The 20,461-nt window shown below is 68.3% G+C and carries 18 protein-coding genes; 3 read left to right on the top strand and 15 right to left on the bottom strand.

Annotated elements, in window-relative coordinates:
* Positions 1-163: 163 nt before the first annotated feature.
* From DID96_RS04215 to DID96_RS04175, 9 genes are all read right to left on the bottom strand, one after another.
* Positions 164-538 carry a GFA family protein gene (locus tag DID96_RS04215; protein WP_124597993.1) on the bottom strand — a complete coding sequence of 125 codons (375 nt, stop codon included), beginning with the start codon at positions 536-538 and terminating at the stop codon, positions 164-166.
* A 204-nt stretch (positions 539-742) separates the two neighbouring features.
* Entirely contained in the window at positions 743-1,669 is a 927-nt protein-coding gene (locus DID96_RS04210) for a LysR family transcriptional regulator (RefSeq protein ID WP_124597992.1), read from the bottom strand.
* Positions 1,670-2,124: 455 nt separating this feature from the next.
* Complete coding sequence (locus DID96_RS04205) at positions 2,125-2,337, bottom strand: hypothetical protein (RefSeq protein ID WP_124597991.1); 213 nt, start codon at positions 2,335-2,337, stop codon at positions 2,125-2,127.
* Between the two features lie 77 nt (positions 2,338-2,414).
* Positions 2,415-2,852, bottom strand: coding sequence for a hypothetical protein (locus DID96_RS04200; RefSeq protein ID WP_124597990.1), 438 nt, complete (start codon positions 2,850-2,852; stop codon positions 2,415-2,417).
* Between the two features lie 150 nt (positions 2,853-3,002).
* The gene (locus tag DID96_RS04195) at positions 3,003-3,944 is read right to left on the bottom strand and encodes an ABC transporter permease (protein WP_124597989.1); all 942 of its coding nucleotides are present in this window, start codon (positions 3,942-3,944) and stop codon (positions 3,003-3,005) included.
* Positions 3,944-4,819, bottom strand: a complete 876-nt coding sequence (locus DID96_RS04190) for an ABC transporter permease (protein ID WP_124597988.1) — start codon at positions 4,817-4,819, stop codon at positions 3,944-3,946. The genes DID96_RS04195 and DID96_RS04190 overlap by 1 nt, the downstream gene beginning before the upstream one ends.
* Positions 4,816-5,895 (bottom strand): ABC transporter ATP-binding protein, encoded by a 1,080-nt coding sequence (locus DID96_RS04185; RefSeq protein WP_124597987.1) that lies wholly within the window; start codon positions 5,893-5,895, stop codon positions 4,816-4,818. Before DID96_RS04185 ends, DID96_RS04190 begins: the two co-directional genes overlap by 4 nt.
* Before the next feature lie 82 nt (positions 5,896-5,977).
* Positions 5,978-7,144 (bottom strand): extracellular solute-binding protein, encoded by a 1,167-nt coding sequence (locus DID96_RS04180; protein ID WP_124597986.1) that lies wholly within the window; start codon positions 7,142-7,144, stop codon positions 5,978-5,980.
* A gap of 583 nt (positions 7,145-7,727) precedes the next feature.
* Positions 7,728-8,006 (bottom strand): type II toxin-antitoxin system death-on-curing family toxin, encoded by a 279-nt coding sequence (locus tag DID96_RS04175; protein ID WP_124597985.1) that lies wholly within the window; start codon positions 8,004-8,006, stop codon positions 7,728-7,730.
* Positions 8,007-8,451: 445 nt separating this feature from the next.
* Here DID96_RS04175 and DID96_RS04170 point away from each other — a divergent pair, with 445 nt between their 5' ends.
* Complete coding sequence (locus DID96_RS04170) at positions 8,452-10,020, top strand: prolyl oligopeptidase family serine peptidase (protein WP_124597984.1); 1,569 nt, start codon at positions 8,452-8,454, stop codon at positions 10,018-10,020.
* Positions 10,021-10,114: 94 nt separating this feature from the next.
* Here the strand turns inward: DID96_RS04170 and DID96_RS04165 are convergent, their stop codons facing one another.
* From DID96_RS04165 to DID96_RS04140, 6 genes are all read right to left on the bottom strand, one after another.
* The gene (locus tag DID96_RS04165) at positions 10,115-10,690 is read right to left on the bottom strand and encodes an alpha/beta hydrolase (protein ID WP_124597983.1); all 576 of its coding nucleotides are present in this window, start codon (positions 10,688-10,690) and stop codon (positions 10,115-10,117) included.
* A 25-nt stretch (positions 10,691-10,715) separates the two neighbouring features.
* Entirely contained in the window at positions 10,716-12,047 is a 1,332-nt protein-coding gene (locus DID96_RS04160) for an MFS transporter (protein ID WP_124597982.1), read from the bottom strand.
* Between the two features lie 161 nt (positions 12,048-12,208).
* Positions 12,209-13,264, bottom strand: coding sequence for a 3-keto-5-aminohexanoate cleavage protein (locus DID96_RS04155; protein WP_124597981.1), 1,056 nt, complete (start codon positions 13,262-13,264; stop codon positions 12,209-12,211).
* Positions 13,265-13,314: 50 nt separating this feature from the next.
* Positions 13,315-14,163 (bottom strand): TauD/TfdA family dioxygenase, encoded by an 849-nt coding sequence (locus DID96_RS04150; protein WP_124597980.1) that lies wholly within the window; start codon positions 14,161-14,163, stop codon positions 13,315-13,317.
* A 10-nt stretch (positions 14,164-14,173) separates the two neighbouring features.
* On the bottom strand, positions 14,174-15,154 hold the full coding sequence (locus DID96_RS04145; RefSeq protein ID WP_124597979.1) for a quinone oxidoreductase: 981 nt from the start codon (positions 15,152-15,154) through the stop codon (positions 14,174-14,176).
* Positions 15,155-15,172: 18 nt separating this feature from the next.
* Complete coding sequence (locus DID96_RS04140) at positions 15,173-16,096, bottom strand: hemerythrin domain-containing protein (protein ID WP_124597978.1); 924 nt, start codon at positions 16,094-16,096, stop codon at positions 15,173-15,175.
* A gap of 271 nt (positions 16,097-16,367) precedes the next feature.
* On the opposite strand from DID96_RS04140, the gene DID96_RS04135 reads away from it, so the two are divergent.
* Positions 16,368-19,079 (top strand): LuxR C-terminal-related transcriptional regulator, encoded by a 2,712-nt coding sequence (locus DID96_RS04135; protein WP_124597977.1) that lies wholly within the window; start codon positions 16,368-16,370, stop codon positions 19,077-19,079.
* A gap of 198 nt (positions 19,080-19,277) precedes the next feature.
* Positions 19,278-20,402 carry a porin gene (locus DID96_RS04130; RefSeq protein WP_124597976.1) on the top strand — a complete coding sequence of 375 codons (1,125 nt, stop codon included), beginning with the start codon at positions 19,278-19,280 and terminating at the stop codon, positions 20,400-20,402.
* The last annotated feature ends 59 nt before the right edge of the window (positions 20,403-20,461 follow it).

Genomic DNA, 20,461 nt, shown 5'->3' with positions numbered 1-20,461 from the left:
CAGGCGGTTTAATGCGCGTGCGATCGCTTCCCGCGTTCGCCGGTGCGTTTGGCTGTTCCGCCGATCCGCGTGCAGCTTTCGGAAATCAGCGAACACTGCACCGGATGGGCGATCTCGGTTGCGAACCCGCCCGCGACGAACAGGACGATGGCGAGCAGGCGCCTCATGCGTCGTCCACGACGGACAGGCTCGCGCCATCCGCGACCGTGGCGTCGAGCGCGTACGGATCGACGCCGTCGACGCAGCCGAGGTTGACGCGCCAGAGGGCCGGATCCTTGCGCGTCTGATGGAACGGATGGATCCCGCAATGCTTGCAGAAATAGTGCCGCGCCACGCGCGTGTTGAACTGATACAGCGTCAGCTCGCTTTCGCCTTCCAGGATCCTGAGGTTGCTGCCGTCGAACATCGGGCTCATCAGGACGCCCTTGCGGCGGCACAGGCTGCAGTTGCAGCGGCCCGCCGGCGTGATGGCGGTGCGGACTTCGAATTTCACGGCCCCGCAATGGCAGGACCCTTTGAGCCAGGCAGCTTCTTGCATGGTGCGCTCCGTATCAGGTGGAGCCTCTGTTATAGCGCAGGCCGAGGATCGTCATGTATCGCGATGTATCTCCGCCGTGCGCGGATACACCACCTTTCAATTCGACCGTCGATCGCGTGCGATGCCGGCCGGGAAACGAGCAACGGGAAGGAACGGCCAAGGCGCGAACCGCCGGGCGCCGGAAGCAGGCTTCGGGCACACGGCTCAAACGCCGTCGGTGATCGACGCGAGCCGCGCGAAGTGCTCGCGCAGCCGCGGCGCCGCGAAATCGACGAACGCCCTGACCTTCGGGACCGACAGCCGCCCGTGCGGCGTCAGCAGATGAATGGGCAGCGGCGCATGCTCGCTGTCGCGCAGCACGATCTTCAGCGTGCCGGCGTTGACCTGGTCGGCAACGTGATACGAGAACATCCGCGTGACGCCGCGGCCGGCGACCGCCGACGCAACCGCGCCGCGGATCGTGTTGACGATGAAGCGCGGCGTGAACTGGACCACCTGCGGGATCGCGGCCTGGCCCGACTGAGGGAAGCTCCATGAATCGAGCCCGAAGTGCGTCATCGAGACGATCTGGTGCTGTGCGAGATCGGCCGGCGCGTTGATCGGCGGATGCGTCGCGAGATAGTCCGGCGACGCAACCACGACGCGCCGCACCGCGCCGACCGGAATCGCAACGAGCGTCGAATCGGCCAGGTGCGCGATGCGCAGCGCGACGTCGATGCCCTCGTCGATCAGGCTGACGGGACGGTCGAGCAGCTGCAGGCGGATCGACACGGCCGGATGGCGGTCGATGAATTCGTCGACGAGCGGGCGCAGCACGTCCTCGCCGGCGGCGACCGGGGCCGTCACGGTCAGGAGCCCGCGCGGCGCCGACTGCTCGTCGGCCACCAGCATGTCGGCTTCCTCGAGGTCGGCGAGGATGCGGCGGCACGCGGCCGCATACCGCTCGCCAGTCTCGCTGAGCCGGATCGTCCGCGTCGTGCGGTACAGCAACGCGGTGCCCGTGTGCGCCTCGAGAAACGCGATCGCCCGGCTCACCGCCGCGGGCGAGCGGCCGAGCCGGCGGCCTGCGCCCGCGAGGCTGCCCTCGTCCAGCGTGGCGACGAACACCTTCATCGCATCGATTCGGTCCATGTCGGATCAGGGTCGGCAGAACAGTCGAGCGTGCAGTCTACCGCACGGATCGCCGGCGGCCGGGCATGCGCGCGCGTTCCGAACCGGCCTGCGCAAGCCGGTTTCGGCGTTGCCGTGACGCGCGGCACGCAAACGCGCAGATCGCGCCGGTCCGGCTTTCCGTACCGGAAAGTGCGATCGTGCAAAGGGCGAGCACGCCACCACGCACGAGGAACGGGAGCCAGTCAGAGTGATTGAGAGTGCATCCGCAGCATTGCGTCAGACGGCCGGAGCGGGTCGACGTGAGCGGATGGCTTCAGGCTCGGCGCATGGCGTGCGCTGCGATGCAGAGAGTTGACGTGATAGATGAGGTGATTTCGATGCACGCGAGGTCAGGCGACCTGCACGCGGGTGATGCGGCATGCGCGCATCCGGAGCCTGAAGCGGCAGGACGCGCCAGCATCAGGATCTCCGGCTCAGTACGCGGACATCTCGACGCACGGGTCGACCGAACTCGGTGCGCAAACGGCGGAATACTTCGCGCTTTCGCGCATCAGCGCTTCACCCTCGTGCAGCGCATCCTTGATCTCCGGATGCTGCGCGTACGCGATGAATGCGGAACACACGACCGCGGACATGCAGATCAGCGAAAAGGCAATTCTTTCAATGGCTTGTAAACGTTCGGGCATGATTCGACCTTTCATCCAGGTCGACATTATATCTCAAAATAAGGGTTTTCCCTGACGTGGCGGCGCAGCGCAGCCGCTTACCGCGGCGCCGATGCCGCGCTCGCCGCGTTCCCTGGCCAAGCCTTGCCGATCCGGTCGATCAGCGATTTCGCCGCGCCCGTCGCGAGCGCCGCGTCGACGTTCGACGTCTGCCACGCGCCGTCGGCGCCCTGCACGAACGTCAGTTGCGCGTGCGTCGGCGCGGCGTCGGGGTCGCGCCACGTGAACACGACGTTGCACGCGTAGGTGCGCTCGCTGACCTTCTTGCAGTCGCCGTCGGGCTGGATCGACACGACGTCGGCCGACACCGGTAGCGGCTGGCCGAGCAGCGCGTTGAGGCCGCCGTGGTTTTCGGCTTCGAGCGCGCGGCGCACGGCCGCGTCGACGTCGCGCGTGCCGGGGCCGTCGTGGAACAGGTTGCAGGCGGCGACGAGCATCGTCGAGACGCCGAGCGTCAGCAGCGTGTGGAGCTTCATGGTGGTTCGTGATTCGGTGAGCGTCGGAAAGCGCACCGCGCCCGCGCCCCGCAAGACGCCGGCCGCGCGCCGGTATGTCGCGTAGTCTGCAACGATCGCGCCCCGCACGCGGTATCCATTTGTAACCAATTGCACGCAGCGCGCGGCCCGTTACTGCCGCTCCTGCTTCACACGGCTCACGAGTTGCGTCGGGCTCACGAACTGCAGCGCGATCACGACCCACACGAGCGTGATCGCCATGTAGATCATCGCCATCGCATCGATCGACTGAGGCGCGCGCACGCCGGTCGAGAACACCGCGTAATACAGCGCGACGACGAGCGTCTGCGTGCTCGGCCCGGCCGTGAAGAACGTCAGCTCGAACATCCCGATCGTGCGCACGAGCACGAGCAGCGCGGCGGCGAGCATGCCCGGCACCAGCAGCGGCAGCAGCACGTAGCGGAAATAGCGCCACGTGTTCGCGCCGAAGATGCGCGCGGCCGATTCGAGGTTCGGGTCGATCTGCTCGATGAACGGCGTCATCACGAGGATCACGAACGGCAGCGCCGGCACGAGGTTCGCGAGGATCACGCCGGACAGCGTGCCCGCAATCCCGACCTTGTACATCACGGTCGCCATCGGAATCCCGTACGTGACGGGCGGCACCATCAGCGGCAGCAGGAACACGAGCAACGCGAAGCGCTTGCCCGGAAACTGCGCGCGCGCAAGTGCATACGCAGCCGGCACGCCGAGCGCGATCGACAGCAGCACGACCGCGCCGACCACTTCGACCGTCACCCACAGCACGCTCGCGAGCTGGAAGTCCTCCCATGCCTTCGCGTACCAGTGCAGCGTGAAACCCTGCGGCAGCGGCGTGCCGAACCAGCGCGTCGCGACCGAATTGACCGCGACGGTTGCGATCAGCAGCATCACGTTCAGCAGGAAGAACGCCATCACGCCCCAGACGAGCGCCTTCCAGGCGCGGGCGCCCACGTTGCCGCGCACCTTTTGCGGTTTCATCGCGTTGACAGGCCGCGTGCCGTCGTCGCGTCGCGCGTCGTGCTGGCCGGACTGCGAAGGCCACGTCCGCGCGGCATGATTGTCGGTTGCCATCAGCCCTTGCCTCCCGTCACCGGCCCGGTATAGAAGAAGCGGCGCGCGCCGAGCATCGACGCGACCACCAGCAGCTGCACGAAACCCATCACGATCGCGATCGCCGACGCGAGCGAATAGTCGTAGCTCTCGAACGCGGCTTCGGCCGCGGCGATCGAGATCACGCGCGTCGGGCCGGCCGGCGCGCCGAGCAGCACGGCCGACGGAAACACCGAGAACGCCTGCACGAACGACAGGCATGCGGCCATCGTGAGCCCCGGCACGAGGAGCGGCAGGTAGATCCGGCGGAACTGCTGCCACGGGTTCGCGCCGAGCGTCGCGGCCGCGCGTGCGAGCGTCGGGTCGATGCCGCTGATGTACGACAGCATCAGCAGGAACGCGAACGGAAAACCCGACACGATCAGCGACACCAGCACGCCCCAGTAGTTGTGCGTGAGGCGCACTTCGTCGGTGTACAGGTGCAGCCCCTGCAGCGCCTGCGGGAACCAGCCGTTCGGGCCGAAGTACGTGAGCATCCCGTCCGCGACGAGCACCGTGCCGAGCGTGACCGGGATCACGAGCAGCGTCGTTACGAGCTTCTGGTACGGCGAACTGCGGCGCAGCGCGAACGCGACCGGCACCGACACGCCGACGTTGATCAGCGTCGCCGGCACCGCGAGCTTCAGCGTGACGATCACGGTCGGCCACATCGCAGTGTCGGTGAAGAACTGCACGTAGTTCGCGAGCGCGCCGCCGCCGTTCATCGGCTGGAACGACAGCACGAGCCCGTACGCGAACGGATAGATGAACAGCGCGACGATGAAGCCGAGCGCGGGCGTGACGAGCCAGCCTTTCGCGTCGCGCGGCGCGCCGCCGGGCGCGAGGAGCGTGCTCATGCCGTTTCTCCCGCGTAGACCAGCGTGCGCTCCGGCGCGACGCGCAGCCGCAGGCGCTCGCCTTCGCCGAATTCGCCGGCCACGCGCGCCCAGATCTTGCCGAACGGCGCGACCGCGCGCAGCAGCGAATCGCGGCCGCCGTACTCGACGGTCTCGACCGTCGCGTCGAACGCATTGTCGTCCGCCGTGTCGGCGCGCGCGAAATCGTCGGGGCGCAGCGCGACCGCGACGTCCTTGCGGTCGAAGCCGGCCATCGGCACGCCGGTGAGCCGCACCCCTGAAGCGGCGACCGTCACGTAGTCGCCGGCCATCCCTTCGAGCGTGAACGGCAGCACGTTGCGATAGCCCATGAAGCGCGCGACGTGCAGGTTGTGCGGCCGCGTGTAGACCTCCTTCGGCGACGCGACCTGCTGCACGACGCCCTCCTTCATCACGACGATCCGGTCGGCCATCGACAGCGCCTCGTCCTGGTCGTGCGTCACGTAGATCGTCGCGCGCTCGAGCTGCGTGTGGATGCGGCGGATCTCCGCGCGCATCTCGATGCGCAGTTTCGTGTCGAGATTCGACAGCGGCTCGTCCATCAGCACGAGCGGCGGCTCGATCACGATCGCGCGCGCGATCGCGACGCGCTGCTGCTGGCCGCCCGACAGCTGGCCGGGCAGCTTGCGCTCGTGGCCGACGAGCTGCACGAGCTCGAGCGCCTCCTGCGCGCGCCGGCGGGTGTCCTGCTTCGACACGCCGCGCATCTTGAGGCCGAAACCGACGTTGTCGAGCACCGACATGTGCGGGAACAGCGCGTAGTTCTGGAACACCATGCCGAACCCGCGGCGCTCGGGCGGCAGCACGTCGATACGTTCGTCGTCGAGCCAGATGCCGCCGCTCGTGAGCGGCTGCAGGCCCGCGATGCAGTTGAGCGCCGTCGACTTGCCGCAGCCGGACGGGCCGAGCAGCGCGATGAACTCGCCGCGCCGGATGTCGAGGTCGAGCCCGCTCAGCGCGGCGACCTGCGCGCCTTCCGTATTGGTGAAGCTGCGGCATACGGAGTCGAGGCGCAGCTGTTCGAAAGTGTGCTTCATCACGTGTTCCTGACTGCCTCCGATGACGCGGGCGCCGCGGCGCCCGCCCGGTCGTATCTGCTTCGGTATCTGCTTCAGTGCGCTACTTCGACTTCTGCGAACCGATCTCGCGGTCCCATTTCTGGAACGCGGCGACCATCGCCTGCGCGTTCAGCGGCTGCACGTGCGGACGGTCGGCGAGGAGCTTCGCGTACTCGGGGCGGCCGAATTTCCTGACGGCTTCCTGGCTGTGCGCGGGCGCCATGTCGAGCGTCACGCCTTTCACGGCCGGGCCCGGATAGAAGTAGCCGTCGTCGTAGGTCATTGCCTGCTGCGGCGGTTCGAGCAGGAAGTTCATCAGCTTGAACAGCACGTCGAGCTTCTCTTTCGGCACGCCCTTCGGAATCACCATGTAGTGCGCGTCGTTGACCCACGTCATGTTGTCGAACGCCTGAACCTTGACGTCGGCCGGCACGATGCCGAGCGCGCGCGGGTTCAGGTCCCAGCCGGTGACGGTCACCGTCATGTCGCGGGTGCCTTCGCCGAGCTCCTTCATCACGGCCGACGTGCCGCCCGGGTAATACGGGATGCAGTCGTTCAGCTGCTTGAGGAACGCCCAGGTCTTGTCCCAGCCGTTGATCGGGTCTTGCGGATTCTTGTCGCCGAGCACATATGGCAGCCCCATCAGGAACGTGCGCCCCGGGCCCGAGTTCGCCGGGCGCGCGTAGATCAGCTTGTTCGGATGCGCGTTGCACCACGCGAGCAGTTGCGCGGGCGTCTTTGGCGGATCGCTGACTTTCGCGGGGTTGTATTCGAGCAGCGGCCCGGCCGGCATGTATGTGACTTCGAGGCCGAAGCCCTGCGCGAGATCCTGCATCTTGCGCGGGCCCGGCGCGTATTTGTCGAGCACACCGGGGAACGCGCCCGCGTTGTCGGGCAGGAGCTTCAGCCACAGGTTCTGCTCGATGCCGGCCGCAAGCGCGTCGGTGCCGGTCAGCACGAGGTCGATGTCGGAGCGGCCGGCCGCCTGCATCGCCTTGATCTTGCCGGGCAACTGCGGCGCCGGCGCGTTCGTGAACGTGACGCTCGACACGAGGTTCGGGTTCTTGTCCCTGAACGCCTCGATCGCCTTTTGCGTGAGCTGCAGATTGCCTGCGACGTCGACGATGTTGATCGAAACCGGCGCGGCGACAGCCGCGGCAGCCGACAGCGTGAAGCCCAGCGCCAATGCGATGCGGCGGACGCGGCGCGCGATCCTGGATGAGTTCATGTCTCCTCGCTTGTGGTCAGGTGGATGGGACCTTTCTTTTGGGAAATCATGACTTTGTTATACGATGTCGGTCAACAAAAAACCGTGACGGACGGGGCGGGAGTTTCCCTAACAAAGGCCTTCCAACGGGCTTCGATTCGTGAACATGACCGAGTTGACGCAATTCCGGCGACTGCGGCCCATTGTGTTAAGACGTCATACATCAATGCACGACACTATGGAACCGGTTCAATCAAATGGCTCGACCCGACGACTGGGTCGGGGTTGCCTGCACAGCGATTTCAGTCGAGATGATGCATTGCTGCAAGCGTTGCTGAATGTCGGATGTGACCAGAATGATCAGCATGGGAAAACGACGCGCCATCTTGATTTCTGACGGCCGAAGTTCCATGTGTGTGCGGTGCGGCGCGCTTACTGGATTCACAAGTCGGAAGCCAGCCGGCCCGCGGTCGCAGCAACCGTCGTCCGGCTCGGGGGGTGATGTCGTCGTCAAAGTGACTTGGACATTTCCCAGACAGCACTGAAGTACTCGGCAAGATCCTCGCTCGTCACACGTCCATCCGCAACGTCGACCATGATCTCTTCAAGATCGGCAATGCGTGGTCCGCTCCATATACGTCAGCGCGCAGGTCAAGCCTGTACGTTTGTTTGCATCATTGAATACATGGCCACGAGCGATTGCGACCGCATACGTCGCGGCTATACCGAACACATCGTCAAGACCAGCGTAGTGTGCATGGTTTTCGACACGATGCAATGCCGCCTCGACGCCGCCGCGACCAGCATGAGCGAAGCCTCCAAGACCGCCAAAGTCCCGAATGATTTCGTCGTGGATGGTGATGACGTAGTCGAGGTCCAGCAAGTCAACGATCCTTCAATGCAATCAGCACGTCTCGATGTTCCGAAATGACTTTCCGTGCGGCACGTAGAACATCGCTCTTCTCAGCGGCCGTCGAAGCCTTTACCTCAGTTGTAGGGCGGATGATCGTACGGGGCTTCAACTCAACCCCGTACAGTTCCTTCCTTTTGGTGGTCATAATGGTTCCCCATTTTCGTCGAATGCAATATAAATCAATTGCTTATCCCGAATTTTTCTGCGGTCGCGGCGGTACTGGCAATCATAGCACCAGGCAAACCGGCTCCGGAACTGTGAGGGTGACTGCCGTTGCCGGCCGCGAATCCGCGTCAACCTTAAGTCCGGGCGCACCGACACGCTATGCTCGCCGCAAGCGAAACGTCAGGCACACCGTTGCCGCATCGGGCGCCGAACGCACGTGGCCATTGCGCTGACCGGCGGGCTATCGTCCGTGCCACGCGCCAGCCCGCCGCTGCTGACAGGCGTCGATCGAACGCACCTGTGCGTGATCGACCTGACGACGCGCGAGGTCCGGCATCTGAACGGGCCCGACGGCTACAGCCTCTTTTCGCCGGTCTGGTCGCCCTGCGGAACGAGGATTGCCGCGGCGGCATCGAACGGCGAAAGCACGCGGCTCTGCGTGGTGGAGGTGGGATCGGGACACGCGCGCCTGCTCGGCGAGCAGGATCTGCGCATCGACTTCAGCCCGGTGGCGGGAATGTGCTGGATCAGCGAGACCGCACTCGTCTGCCGCCTGTTGCCACCCGGCGCGCAGATCGACGCGATTCGCCTGACGCACGACACGCGCAAACGGGCGTCTGCTGCGTGGCGTCAGCAGCTTGAGGGGCAACAGGCGACAGCCAGCGCATTGCAGGCGGGCGCCGATGAAGAACGCGCCGACATCACGGTGATCGACATTGCAACCGGCTCGATCGAGTCGTTCCCTGACGCAAATGCGATGCCGAACGCCGTGGCGGATTTTGCGAATCGACCGATGCCGTTCACAACAGTGGATGCGCAGATCGAGGACCTTTATGCAAAGGACAGAATCCTGTTCTCCGATGCAGCGACCGGACAGGTCTTGAGCGTCGCCCGGTCCGGTGACGGCACGACCACGCTGAAGTGGCGCCCGAACGGCGCGAGCGACGACCTCGCACTGATCCGCTGCAATCTCCATCTTGCCGGCGTCCGGAAAAGCGCCGTTCGGGATCTGACGTATCGCCTGCCAGGCGGCGCAACCGCCGTGACCCGCTGCATCCTGCCGCCGGGCTGGCGAGAGGGGCAGCGGCGTCCCGCTATCGTGTTCGTCTATCCGGAAATCTGCCGCGACGTCGGGTCGCCGGAGCACCGGATGCCGGACCAGCCCGGATGGCTGAATCTGCATCTTCTGGCGGCGCAAGGGTACGTGGTTCTCGAACCGAGCCTGCCCTTCAGCCGCGACGGCAAGGCCGATCTGATCGATTCGCTTGCCGCGGGTGTGGAACCGGCGCTCGACGCCGCTGCCGAAGCGGGCCTGATCGATCGCGCGCACGTACACGCACTCGGGCACAGCCGGGGCGGATGGGCGGCGATGGGATTGCTGGCGACGACGGCGAGATTCCGGTCGGGCATCTCGCTCGCCGGGTTCTCCGATCTGATCGCGCTGCATGGCCAACTGGACAGCCGTTGGCGGTACCGGGAACGCTGCGACGCAATCGCGCTCGACGAACCCTGCGAGAACAGCTTCGCGCTCCCCGGGCCGCCCGCGCAGCATGCCGACGCCTACATCCGCAACAGTCCGCTGTTCCGCGCCGCATCGATCGACGCGCCGCTGCTCATGCTGCATGGCGATCTCGATTCGTATCCGCCGATCACGCAGTCCGAAGCGATGTTTCATGCGCTTCACCGACTCGGCAAACCTGTCGAGTTCGTCCGCTACTGGGGCGAGGATCACATCTTCGCGAGTCCGGCCAACGTGCGCGACGCGTTCGGACGCATCGTCGCGTGGTTGCAGGCGCTGAGTCCGGTTTCGGTCGCCTAGGCAATCCGCGGCCACCGCCTGGCGCGTGGCGTCGTCGGGCAGGCGACCCGGCCCGCGCCGCGGCGAGACCACCCGCCAGGCGCGCGACTGCCGCTCAACCCGCGCCCACCGCCTGAACCTCGGCGATCAACGCAAGCGCCCCGGGCCACTCGCCATAGCCTGACGCCGGATTCAGATGCCCGACCTCCCCCAGGTCGACGAGTCCGCTGCCCCACTCCGCCGCCATTGCCTCGACGCGCTCGAAGCGCGCGAGCGGATCGTTGCGGCTCGCCGCGACGATGCTCGGAAACGGCAGCGGCCGGCGCGGTACCGGCGTCCAGCCGTGTGGCGCAAGCGCGTCGGGCGTCGGATAACCTGCGGGCATCGGCGTATCGAGATCCGCCGGCGTCGCGAGCACGGCGCCCAGGATCGGGCGCGTCGCCTGCTGCGCCCAATGCACGGTGATCATCACGCCGGCACTGTGCGCAACCAGAATGACCGGGCCGTCGATCGCCGCCAGCGCCGCATCGAGCGCTGCGACGCGCGCGGCGCGGCTCAGCTTGTCGTGTTCGAGCGGCGCGACCGACCGCGCGTTCGGCAGGCGCCGTTCGAGATGGGTTTGCCAGTGGTCTTCGACGTGATCGCGCAAGCCGGGCACGATCAGGATGGTGGGCGTGGTCGCCAATGTCATGCTGCCTCCAAAAATCCAAAGAGAATCAACGGGAGTTGTCCGGCGCCTGCCGCAACCGCGACAGACGCCCGAGATCGGCCGCATAGCTCGCACGCCCGATCACGAAGATCACGGCAGCCGCGAGCGGCACGGCAGGAATCCATTGCAGCGCGCCGACGAGCCCGACGTGATCGGCCACCCAGCCGGTCAGCAGCGGCCCGGGCGCCATGCCGAGCAGGTTGTTCGCGAGCGTCAGGGTCGCGAAGGCCGACGCGTGGATCGCGGCCGGCGTGAGGTTCGCGACCATCGCGCCGGAGGCGCCTGACGCGCCCGCGCCGACCATCATCCCCGCACCGATCAGCGCGAGCTGCAGCGGCCCGGGCGGCAGGCGGAACGCGATCGCCAGGCAGCAACACGTCAGCAGGCAGTACGCGATCGCGGTCATCCATTTGCGCGCGCCGTCGGCCTTGCTGATCCGGTCGGTGACGATCCCGCACATGACCATGCCGACGCCGGCCAGCAGCACGAAACCCGCCGCGGTCACCGCGGCCCGGTCGGGCGCCATCGCGTAATAGCGGTTCAAGTAGCTCGGCAGCCACGCGAACATCGCGCCGGGCACGAACAGGTGCAGCCCGCTGCCGACATACGCGCAGATCACCGAGCGCGACGAGAACAGGCCCGACATCAGCGCGCGGAGGCTGCCGCGCATCCCGGGCGGCGCATGCGAGTCGCGCCGGCACGGCTCGACCCGGCAGGCCGCGAGGCGCCGCTCGGTGACGACGCCGCGGTACGCGACGAGCAGCACGATCCCGAGCGCGGCCATCACGCCGAACGACCAGCGCCAGCCGAGATGCGCGCCGACCACGCCGCCGAGCGCCATGCCGAACACGGAGCCGAACGCGCCGCCGGCCATGAACGCACCCGTCAGCGTCGCGCGCAGATGCGCGGGGAAGATGCTCAGGATCAGCGCGATCCCGACGCTGCCGTACGCGGCCTCGCCGAGCCCGACGAACCCGCGCGACACGAGCATTTCCGTGTAGTTGGTCGACAGTGCGCAGCCGAGCGTGGCAAGGCTCCACAGCGCGGCCATCAGCACGATGCTGCGCACGCGGCCGAAGCGGTCGGCGAGCACCGACAGCGGAAACGTCAGCACGCCGACCAGCAGCGCGACGACGCCGCTCAGCGAGCCGAGCTGCGTGTCGGACAGCCCCCACGCGTGCTTCAGCAGCGGAAACACGGCATTGAGCACCTGCCGCGACATGTAATCGGACAGCAGCAGCCCGACGGTCAATCCGAACACGATCCAGGCGAACGCGGACGTGCGGCTGCGTTGCGCGGGCACGTCCTGCATCGCCGGCTCGGCGTGATGAATCAGCATGAATGTCTCCTCCAGTGTCCGGCGCGCGGCGGCGCTTCGTGACGCCGCTCGGTTCGCCCGGCTCCGTTGGCCGGAGTCGCGGGCGCGCCATGGAGTATTCGATCGGCGGACGGCGGCGCTGGCGAGCCGCCGTCCGGCTGCGGTCCGGCTGTGCGATGGCGTCAGGCCGCGCGCAGCGGCACGTTGACCTGGCCCGGTCGGCGGTTCGGCGCCATCCCGAGCTGCGCGAGCGTCTCGTCGACGGTGTCGTACTGCACGCCGATCTTGTAGATCGCCTTCGCTTCCTTGCCGGTCGCGATCTCGCGGCCCAGCTCGCGCGCGATCCGCACGCACTGCTCGACCTGCTGCACCGATGTCATCCGGTTGCCCTTCTGGTCGATGATCGTGTCCTCGATCCCGCAGCGCGGATGCAGGCCCATCGCCATCGCGATCGTGTTGATCGGCAGCACGTTCTTCATCAGCGATTCGAGCGTGATGCACGCGCCGTCCGGGCAGCGCCGCACGAATTCCATGAAGTTATATGGGTTCGGGCCGTCGAAGCCGCCGCCGATGCCGACCCACGTGACGTTCAGCGGGCCGCGGTACACGCCACGGCGGATCATCCGTTCGAGCGTTTCGAGCGCATGCATGCCGGTGAGCTGGAAGTGCGGCTGGATGCCGGCCGCCTGCAGCCGGCGCAGATGCTCGTCGGCCCAGCCGGGGCCGGCCGGCACCGTCATCTCGCGATACGCTTCCCAGTACGCGGCTTCGTTCAGCGACGTGCCGGCGATCTCCTGGCGGTTCATCAGCTCGGTGATGTTCATCTGCACCGTGTTGATCGCGACCGTCACCTGGTCAGGCTTCGGGGTCAGCTCGGCGAGCATGTGGCGCGTGTCGTCGGACAGCCACTTCGCGTCGGCGCCCTCGCCTTCCGGTGCGAACGAGATCGAGCCGCCGACCTGCAGGATCATGTCGGGCACCGCTTCGCGCAGCCGGCCGAGCAGCTCGTTGAATTTCGACAGCCGCTTGCTGCCCTTGCCGTCCGGCTCGCGCACGTGCAGGTGCAGCACCGTCGCGCCCGCGTTGTAGCAATCCACCGCCTTCTGCACGTGCTCGTCCATCGTCACCGGAATGTCTTCCGGGAAATCCTCCGGCATCCATTCGGGGCCGTACGGCGCGACCGTGATGACTACCTTGTCCTGGTTCTCCGGGTGCAGCGAATCGTCGAGAAATTGCATGTCGTCCTCCAGTTTGAATCGTTGTGCTTGTGTTTCGTGTCGATGCGGGCTCAGAACGGCACGTCGCCGACGATCCCCGCGCGTTCCATCTTGCGCACGCACCGCGGGTAGTCCATCACCGCGTAATGCTGGGTGCTGCGGTTGTCCCAGATCGCGACGCTGTTCTTCGCCCAGCGCCAGCGCACCTGGTATTCGGGGATATAGGCCTGGCTGATCAGGTACTGCAGCAGCTGGCCCGCGCCCGGGTTCGCGTCCTGCCCGAAGCGCACCCGCTCCGGCGTATGGAAGTTCGTGAAGTGCGTCGTGAACGCGTTCACGTACAGCACCTTTTCGCCAGTCTCCGGATGCGTGCGCACGACCGGATGCTCGGCGTCCGGATACTGCGCCTTCAGTGCGAGCCGCTTGTCGATCGGCATCGCCGCGCCAAAACTCGCCTCGATGCTGTGTCGCGCGCGCAGGCCCTCGATCTGCTGCTTCACGTGCGCGGGCAGGTTCTCGTATGCAAGCACCATGTTTGCCCACATCGTGTCGCCGCCGACCGGCGGACACTCGACGCAGCGCAGCACACAGCCGAACGGCGGCGCCACGCGCCAGCTCGCATCGCTGTGCCACGCGTTCTCGTAGCGGTCGTTCGGCTGGTCCGGCGACTTGTAGATCCGCACGAGGCCCGGATGCTCGGGGTCGCTGCCCGCGACCGGATGGTCCTCGAGCTCGCCGAAGCGCCGCGCGAACGCGACGTGCTCGGCGCGCGTGATGTCCTGGTCACGCAGGAACAGCACGCGGTGCTTCAGCAGCAGTGCGCGGATCTCGGCGAACAGGCCGTCGTCGTGCACGGCGTCCGCGAGGCTGACGCCGGACAGTTCCGCGCCGATCGCACACGTCAGTTGTTCGACTCGCATGGCCGGCTCCTCAGACGTCGAACACCGACGAACCCGTGGTCTTGCCCGCCTCGAGGTCGCGGTGCGCGCGCACGGCGTCCTCGAGCGCGTAGCGCTGGTTGATCTCGATCCGGATGCGGCCCGCGGCGACGTGATCGAACAGCTCGCCCGCCAGCGCCGCCTTCTCGGCCGGGTCGGCGATGTAGTCGGCGAGCGCGGGGCGCGTCAGATAGAGCGAGCCCTTCATCGCGAGCAGCTGCGGATTGAACGGCGGGATCGGGCCCGACGCGGTGCCGACGCACACCATCAGGCCGCGGCGCTTCAGCGAATCCAGCGACGCGTCGAAGGTGTCCTTGCCGACGCTGTCGAACACGACGTCGACACCCTTGCCGTCCGTCAGCTCGCGCACGCGGCCCGCGATGTCTTCCTGCCGGTAGAGGATCACGTGATCGCAGCCGTTGGCCCGCGCGACTTCCGCCTTCGCTTCGCTCGACACCGTGCCGATCACGGTCAGCCCGAGCAGCTTCGCCCACTGCGACACGATCAGGCCCACGCCGCCGGCCGCCGCGTGCAGCAGGATGCTGTCGCCCGCGTTGAACGCATGGATGCGGCGCATCAGGTACGCGGACGTGAGGCCGCGCATCGTCATCGCGGCCGCGGTGTCGCACGCGATCGCATCGGGCAGCCGGATCAGCGGCGCGGCCGGCACGAGGCGTTCGGTGCTGTATGCGCCGAGCGTGTTGATGAAGCCCGTATAGGTCACGCGGTCGCCGACCGCGACATTCGTCACGCCGTCGCCGATGGCCTCGACCACGCCCGCCGCTTCCACGCCGATGCCGGACGGCAGCGGCACCGGGTAGAGCCCGCTGCGGAAATAGGTGTCCGCGAAGTTCAGGCCGACCGCCGCGTGCTTCACGCGCACCTCGCCGGGCCCCGGATCGCCGACCTCGACGGTTTCCCAGCGCAGCACTTCCGGGCCGCCGGTCTGATGGAATCGCACTGCATGTGCCATGTGTTTCTCCGTGGTATGTCAGTCGGATGCGCGTTGCGCACCCTCGGGTTCGTCCGTGCCCCGCGTCGCGGCTGTGTCGCCCGCCGGGCCCTCGTCCAGTTTCGTCCAGTCGGCGTCGCTCAGATAGCGGCGCGCCGCCGGGAAAATCACGCCTTCCTTGCGTCCCATCTGCTCGAACACGCCGCGCGCGTAGCGGGCGAGTGCCGCGTCGAACGCGGCGGACGGCAGCACGGCGTCGGCCATCCGCGCCAGCGCGTCGAGCGCTTGCGCGTCGCGGCGATGCTGGCGGTCGAGTTCGTCGAGTTCGGCCTCGACGCTTTCGGTGCGCGAGCGCAACGCGGCGAACAATCGTGCCTCGGCGCCCGCGCCGAAGCGTTCCGCCTGCAGGCCCGCGAGATCCGCGAGCACGCTGCGGCACGCGGCGGCATCGCGTCCCGGCTCGCCGGCATGCGCGGCACAGCTCGTCAACGCATGCAGCAGCGCGGCCACCGCGCGATGCGCGTCGAGACAGCGGGCGATCACGCGCGCCGCGGCCGGCGAGTGCGACACCGCGCACACGAGCACCGGCACGCCGCTCGCCGCGCACAGACGCTGCCGCTGCGTGCAGGCGTCTGCGTCGGCGCCTGCATCGGCGCCTGCATTGGCACCGGAAGGCAGCGCCGCGACGCAGATCAGGTCGCAGCCGAGCTGGCGGGCAAGCTCCCAGAGCGGAGCCCCGCAAGCCGGCGCGATCGCATACGAGACGCCCTGCGCCTGCGCGGCCGCTTCCACTTTCGCACCGTGCTCCGGCGTCCGCGCTCCGGGTAAATACGAGTCCGGCGCGGCGTCGGGCAGCACGAACGTGACCCGCGCGCTCATCGCCCGCGCCAGCTCCAGCGCGTGCCCGACCGCGTCGATGCCGCCGGGCGCGCCGTCGACCTTCACGAGCAGATGGCGATACATCGTGCTGCTCCGCTTATCCGGCGAGCGGGACGCGGGTTCGCGTGCCGGTCGATGCAGTCGTCATGGGGGCTCTCCTCGTCGGATTCGTGATTCGTCGGAACCCATGCTATCGGCGCGGGGCCGTTGCGGCCCCACTCGCGACGGGGGGGATTGACGCAAGGAGGGGGTTCGACCGATCCTTCCCTCCACGTTCCACACCGGACGCTGGCCAGCACGGCACGGCCGGGATTCCGACCTGCTCCCCCGACTAGCTTCCCGACTTGCTCCGCAGATGGCCCACCCACCCGATCGCGTCGATACCGCCCCCACCGAGCTGGTCCTGAAAACGACCGCGCCGCGCGTGCCGGCGCAACTGCTCGCCCGCGCGCGGCTGAGCCTCGCCGCGCCGGGCTGCGACGAACGCCCGATCACGCTCGTGCAGGCGCCGGCCGGCTACGGCAAGACGTCGCTGCTCGCGCAATGGCGCCGCGAATACCTGGCGCTCGGCCGCGCGGTCGTGTGGCTGTCGGCGGACGAGCGCGACGACGCGCCGCGGCTGCTGCAGGGGCTCGTGCAGGCCGTGCGGACCGGCTGCGCGCGGCCCGCGTTCGGACGCCTGATCGCGCGCGGCGCGCCCGATGCGGCACGCGCGCTGGAAGGGATGACCGCGTGGCTCGCCGAAGTCGCGCAACTGTCGATCGATGCGCTGCTGATCGTCGACGAGGCGGAGCGGCTGCCGGCCGCCGGCCTCGACGCGCTGACCTACGTGCTGCACAACGCGCCGCAGAACCTGCGCGTCGTCGTCGCCGCGCGGCGCGGGCTCGACCAGGCGGCCGCTGACCTGCTCGCGGGCGGCCAGTGCCTGCTGGTCGGCGCCGACTGGCTGCGCTTCACGCTCGACGAGACGATCGCGCTCGTCGGCGCGCGCTTCGCGCAGCGCGTCGATGCCGATGCGTGCGCGCGGCTGTTCGAGCGCGTCGACGGCTGGCCGCTCGGGCTGCAGCTCGCGATGGCCGCGATGGCGCGCGCGGCCGATCCGCGCCAGGCCGTCGACGCGCTCGCCGCGCGCGCGGGCGGCACGCGCGACCGGCTCGTCGAGTTGCTGCTTGCAAACCTGTCCGCCGACGATACGACGTTCCTCACGCACGTGAGCGTCGTCGACCGGCTGCACCCGTCGCTGTGCGACGCGCTGCTCGACGATGCCGGCGCGTCCGCGCGCCTCGCCCGCCTCGCCCGCGACACGCCGCTGTTCATCGCGTCGGACGACTCGGACTGGTGCCGGCTGCATCCGCTCGTGCGCGACGCGCTGCGCGATCGCCTCGCGGCCGGCCCGGACGCGGTGCGCAGCGGCCTGCACGCGCGCGCGGCCGGCTGGCTCGACGCGCACGGGATGACGGACGAGGCGGCCCGCCATGCGTATGCGGCCGGCCAGCTCGAGACGGCTTATGCGCTCGCGCAGCGCTGCCTCGAGGACGCGATCAAGGAAGGCCGCATCAACGACGTGCTCGACTGGCTCGCGCGCCTGCCCGACGCGGAGCTCGACAAGCGCCCGACGCTGCGGGTCGCGGTTGCGTGGGCACTGGCGCTCGGCGAGCGGCACGTCGAGGCGCGTCGCCAGATCGCGGGCATCCTCGCGGCGCCCGACACGCCGCGCGCGATGCGTTACGAATGCGCGCTGATCCTGAGCGCGGCCGCGTATTACGCGGACGAGATCGACCGGTTCGTCGAGCTGTTCGAGCCGTGGGCCGAGTTTGCGCCGCCGGCCGCGACCTGGCTCGCGCAGATGCACGCGAACCGGCTGTCGGCGCGCGCGATCATCCTCGGCGAGCCGGCGCAGGCGCGCCGCTTCCAGCAGAGCGCGCCGCGCGGCGAAACGGCGGCCGGGTTCGGCTATGTCGCGCGCTGGGGCGAGCTGATCACCGGCCTCAGCTACCTGTCGGAAGGACAGGTGCAACTCGCGGACGACGTGCTGTCGCCCGCGCTGGCCCGCGCGGAAGCCGATCTCGGCCGCCGCCATCCGCTGACCTGCATGTTCGCCGCACTGTGCGCGGCGATCGCGTACGAGGCCGATCGCGTCGACCAGGCGGCCGCGCTGCTCGCGAACCGGCTCGACGTGCTCGAGCACGCGGGCATCCCCGACACGGTGCTGCTCGGCTACTGCACCGCGGCGCGCATCGCGATGCTGCGCGGCGTCGAGCATCGCGCGATCGACCTGCTCGAAGCGCTGGACGCGATGGGCGTCGCCCGCGAGCTGCCGCGGCTGTCGGTCGCGAGCCTCGCCGAGCAGGTGCGGATCCACGCGGCGCGCTACCGCGAGGCGACCTGTCACGCGCTGGTCGAGCGGATCGATGCGATCGCCGCGGCCGAATTCCCGGCGCACGGGCCGCTGTGGCGGCGCCCCGTCGTGCTGCTGCAGGCGACCGCGCATGCGGGCGCGGCGCTTGCCGCGCGCCGCTGGGACGACGCATGTGCGGCGCTCGACGAAGCGGCGGCGCTCGCCCGCGAGATGAACGTCGGCCGCGCGCGCATCGAGATCATGGCGCTCAACGCGTTCGCGCTCGAGCAGTCGGGCCAGGGCGGCCGCGCGCGGCTCGTCGAGGCGATGAACCTCGCGGACGTGTTCGGCCTGACGCGCACGCTTGCCGACGCGCATCCGGCCGTCGCGGACTGGGCGCGCCGGGTCAGCGACGAGGACGCCGCGGGCGCGGGCCTGGCGGGCCAGACGCGCCATGCGTTGCCGCCGCCGCGCGTCGTGCCGCCCGCGCCGCGCAGCGCCGCCGGACCGCGCGCGGTGCCGAGCGTCGTGCTGACGCCGAAGGAGCGCGCGATCCTCGAATTGCTCGCGCGCAACCTGTCGAACAAGGAAATCGCGGTCGCGCTCGCCGTCGGCGAGGAAACCGTGAAATGGCACCTGAAGAACCTGTTCGGCAAGCTCGACGCCAGTTCCCGCAAGCATGCGGTGCGCCGCGCGCTGGTGCTCGGTCTCCTCGAAAGCGCGCAGTAGCGCCTCCCTTCCCCGTCGATTCTCCGTAACCCTGCCCCCCGCGCGTGGGGGGGAGCGGCCGCGCGCCTTTGCGTAGTCTTTCCGCATGACGCAACCCGACGTCGCCCGCGACGTCGGCGCACCTCGCCTGACGATTTCCCCCGCTTGAACCGGGCAGGCTCGCTCCCGTCCGGCCATCACACCAATATGGAGACTTCGATGAAGACGAAACTGGCCGCGCTCGCCGCGCTTGCCGCCTGTTCGGCGGGCGCGCACGCGCAATCCTCCGTCACGCTGTACGGCGTGGTCGATACGGGCATGCTGTACCAGAGCACCTCGGCCGCTTCGTTCAGCCCCACCGCGCCGAACACCGGCAAGGTGTTCCGGATGAAGGACGGCGGGATCTATTCGAGCTTCTGGGGAATCAAGGGGCGTGAGGACATCGGCGGCGGGTATGCGATCAATTTCAAGCTGCAGGGCTCGTTCGACAGCGGCACCGGCAAGCTCCAGTTGAGCGACACGCCGGGCGCGGTCGCGATCTTCAACCAGGTCGCGTCGGTCGGCGTGTCCGGCCCGTTCGGCACATTCACCGCGGGCCGCCAGATCGTGCCGATGATCTACGCGATGGCCGATACCGACGTGCGCAACGCGGAGTTCTTCGGCAGCACGCTGACGGCATGGCTCGGCATCAACACTGCGGCGGGCTGGCCCGGCACGAGCACCAACGGCGCGATCGGCGCGCTGTACGACAGCAATGCGCTCGTCTACCAGTCGCCGACGTTCGGCGGCGTATCGATCGCGCTCGAATATGCGCCGGGCGGCGTCGCCGGGCAGATCCAGGGCGGCACGCGCGAGTCGGTCGTGCTCAAGTACTCGAACTACGGACTGAATGCCGCGGCCGTCTACTACAACGGCCACGATGCGAATCCGGCGCCCGGCTCGACGCCGACCGGCGTGAACAACAACCGCTTCATGTACTTCGGCGCGAAGTATACGATCCACGATTTCTCGGTGTCCGCGTCGTACGGGAACGGCAAGAATCCGGCGCATTCGGACCAGGCGAATTTCGACATGCTGTCGGCCGGTGTCGGCTATCGCTTCACGCCCGCGCTGCAGGTCACGTCGGCCGTGTACTACCTGAAGGACCGCAATCGTTCGGCGAACAAATCGACGTCGGTCGTGCTGGCGGCCGACTACAGCCTGTCGAAGCGCACGATGGTTTATGCGCAGGTCGGCCACGTGAACAACCGCGGCACGATGGACCAGATGCTCGCGTACGGGCAGCCGGTCGCGCCGGGTGTCGGCACGACGGCCGCGATGATCGGGATCCGGCATAACTTTTGAGCGGGGCGCGTAGCTGGGGGCGCCTGGCTCGGGGCGCGTACCCGGAGACGCCTCGTTCA

Source organism: Burkholderia sp. Bp8963 (genome assembly GCF_003854275.1).
GTDB lineage: Bacteria > Pseudomonadota > Gammaproteobacteria > Burkholderiales > Burkholderiaceae > Burkholderia.
The sequence above is the reverse complement of the archived record's forward strand: the minus strand, read 5'-3'. Positions and strand labels throughout refer to the sequence as shown.